Origin of the sequence: Olavius algarvensis spirochete endosymbiont, from assembly GCA_900608495.1 — a bacterium.
Taxonomy (GTDB): Bacteria; Spirochaetota; Spirochaetia; order DSM-2461; family DSM-2461; genus UBA2779.
On sequence record UWYT01000133.1, the window covers coordinates 1 to 2,848 of the forward strand.

4 protein-coding genes are annotated in these 2,848 nt (G+C 48.1%); all 4 read right to left on the reverse strand.

Features of this window, described 5'->3' with window-relative positions:
• The coding region (rplC, locus tag S1OALGB6SA_RS03465; protein WP_124032572.1) for a 50S ribosomal protein L3 at window positions 1-481 on the reverse strand (481 nt) is incomplete at its 3' end.
• A 23-nt stretch (window positions 482-504) separates the two neighbouring features.
• Window positions 505-807: a 30S ribosomal protein S10 gene (rpsJ, locus tag S1OALGB6SA_RS03470; protein WP_124032573.1), complete on the reverse strand. Its 303-nt coding sequence runs from the start codon at window positions 805-807 to the stop codon at window positions 505-507.
• Between the two features lie 72 nt (window positions 808-879).
• A complete protein-coding gene (tuf, locus tag S1OALGB6SA_RS03475) occupies window positions 880-2,067 on the reverse strand; it encodes an elongation factor Tu (protein WP_124032574.1) in 1,188 nt (395 codons plus the stop codon).
• A gap of 281 nt (window positions 2,068-2,348) precedes the next feature.
• A complete protein-coding gene (rpsG, locus tag S1OALGB6SA_RS03480; protein ID WP_124032575.1) occupies window positions 2,349-2,819 on the reverse strand; it encodes a 30S ribosomal protein S7 in 471 nt (156 codons plus the stop codon).
• Between the last annotated feature and the right edge of the window lie 29 nt (window positions 2,820-2,848).

Here is a 2,848-nt window from a genome sequence, read left to right on the forward strand (position 1 = left end):
GACCGGGCATTTTTGTGCCCTTGAAAACCTTTGAAGGCCATGCGGCCATACCAGTCGAACCCGGAGAGCGATGAAATTTCGAACCATGCGTAGCCCGGCCACCTCCAAAGTTGTGTCGCCTCATAACGCCCTGAAAACCCTTGCCCTTACTGGTGCCAATCACATCGACAAAGCGGGAACTTTCAAAGAGTTCAAGTCCCAACGAGTCTCCAACAGCACATTCCTTATTGAAGTTCCGAAACTCAATTACGTGTTTCTTCAGATTCACACCCTTTTTGAACTGTCCAGTCTTAGGTTTGGTTGTCCGAACCGCCTTCGCATCCAGGCTGCCCAGGACAACTGCGCCATACCCATGCTTATCCTCATTCCTCTGATCAATCACCACATTTGGCTCAATCACAATCACGGTAACAGGAACCAGGTTTCCATCATCATCGAAAACCTGCGTCATGCCTTCTTTCTTTCCAATCAGTCCCACCATAACGTTGCTCCGTGCCTTTCTATCTATTGCCTAATCTCGACATCGACACCCGCCGGCAGTTCAAGTTTCATAAGCGCATCCATCACAGCCGAAGTCGGTTCAAGAATATCAATTAATCTTTTATGAGTGCGCATCTCAAATTGTTCGCGAGACTTCTTATACACAAAAGGCGACTTAAGGACAGTGTACTTATTTATTTTTGTAGGCAAAGGCACAGGACCTGACACCTTGGTGCCTTGTTTTTGTACAGTATCTACAATGGCTCGCGCACTTTGTTCTATCAGTTCCACATCGAAGCCTCGAAGCCGTACGCGTATCTTTTCCATCGTCCTTGTTCCTCTAAAAATAACCCCGCCGTTATTGGACGGCGAGGCATTCATTTCCAAACATCTATTCTGCTACTCGATAACCCCAGTTACCTGACCCGAAGCCACTGTGCGGCCTCCCTCGCGGATGGCAAATCTCAAGCCGGGCGTCATGGCGATGGGATGTATCAGCTCCACCGTGATTTCCGTGTTATCGCCGGGCATCACCATCTGTATCTCCTCCGGAAGAGACACAGTTCCAGTAATATCTGTCGTTCGAAAATAGAACTGCGGTCGATAGCCGCTGAAAAACGGATTATGTCTACCACCCTCTTCGTTTGTAAGGGCATAAACAGCCCCTTTGAATTTGGCATGGGGATTGATTGTTCCAGGTTCAGCCAATACCTGTCCTCTCTCCACTGCCTTCTTATCGATTCCACGAAGCAAGGCCCCTATATTGTCTCCTGCCTGGCCTTCATCCAGCAGCTTATTGAACATCTCAACACCCGTACATACTGTTTTCTGGGTTTCCTTAATACCAACAATCGCAATCTCATCGCCCACATGTATCTTCCCACCCTCAATTCGACCGGTTACGACAGTACCACGGCCCGAAATGGAAAACACATCTTCAATTGGCATAAGGAAGGATTTCTCGACATCCCTTTTGGGGATTGGGAAATACGTATCCATCGCATCAAGCAATTCAACCAGACTGGTTGTCTTTTCCGCATCATCAATATTCGTCATAGCCTGGAAAGCGCTGCCCTTGATTACCGGTGTATCAGCACCTGGGAAACCATATTCATCAAGCAGTTCCCGAACCTCTATTTCAACAAGATCAACCAGTTCGGGATCGGCCAAATCCAACTTGTTCATATAGACAATTAACTTGGGGACACCAACTTGCCGCGCAAGAACAATGTGTTCGCGGGTTTGAGGCTCGGGGCCTGAATCAGCGGCAACTATCAGTACCGCACCGTCCATTTGAGCGGCGCCAGTAATCATGTTCTTGATGTAATCCGCATGCCCAGGACAGTCAACGTGAGCATAATGACGTGATTCTGTTTCATACTCAACATGCCGGGTATTAATGGTTATACCGCGTTCCTTCTCCTCCGGAGCGTTATCGATATCCTCGTACCTCATCACTTTGCCACCCAATCTGGCTGCGCTGTACATAGTCAAAGCAGCTGTTAGAGTGGTCTTACCGTGATCAACATGACCAATAGTACCCACATTGATGTGAGGCTTGGTCCTACTGAACTTCTCCTTAGCCATTAATATCCTCCTAAGGCTACACGGGAAATATTAGGCAATAAATATCGCCTTATCGTACCTCACGGCACGACTCACGTTGGTATCAGCATGAACGCAAATACCGACTCAAGCACATATATAGACGGATGTACACAAGCCTACTCAGCCTGTGAAACTTGAAAAGATGCCTGCCAACACACTCTCGAAAATACCATCTGGCTAGTTCTCGATCCGTTAAGGCATCTCCATCCGATGAGCGCCTGGCAACTGCAGACATTCCAACAGGCATGGGAGACTTGCAACTACCACTTATAGTTGCTGAACGCCTTATTAGCCTCTGCCATCCTGTGGGTATCCTCCTTCTTCTTATGGGCCACACCCGCAAAGTTAAACGCATCAAGTAACTCGGCGCCTAACTTCTCTTTCATACTCCTGCCACTTCTACCACGAGCAGCATGAATAATCCAGCGCATCGCCAGCGCTTCGCGTCTTGACTCACGTACCTCCACTGGTACTTGGTAAGTGGATCCACCAACACGGCGGGATTTCACTTCCACCAGGGGCTTTACGTTATCCACCGCTTTCAAAAAAACTTCAAGGGGTTCCTTACCGGATTTTTCCGCCACGATCGACATGGCGCCATACATGTTCCGAAAACTCACCGATTTCTTACCCCGCAACATCATTCTATTCACAAACTTGGTTACTTGCACACTCCCAAATTGAGGATCCTCATCGACAGGCCTAACCGACGTATCTTTTCTTCTTGGCATGATTCTCTACACTTTGGGGTTTTTGGTAC

Bases quoted from the DNA above. Each gene is read 5' to 3' on its own strand.
- rpsJ (WP_124032573.1), bottom strand. From the start codon at position 807: ATGGAAAAGATACGCGTACGGCTTCGAGGCTTCGATGTGGAACTGATA.
- tuf (WP_124032574.1), bottom strand. From the start codon at position 2,067: ATGGCTAAGGAGAAGTTCAGTAGGACCAAGCCTCACATCAATGTGGGT.
- rpsG (WP_124032575.1), bottom strand. From the start codon at position 2,819: ATGCCAAGAAGAAAAGATACGTCGGTTAGGCCTGTCGATGAGGATCCT.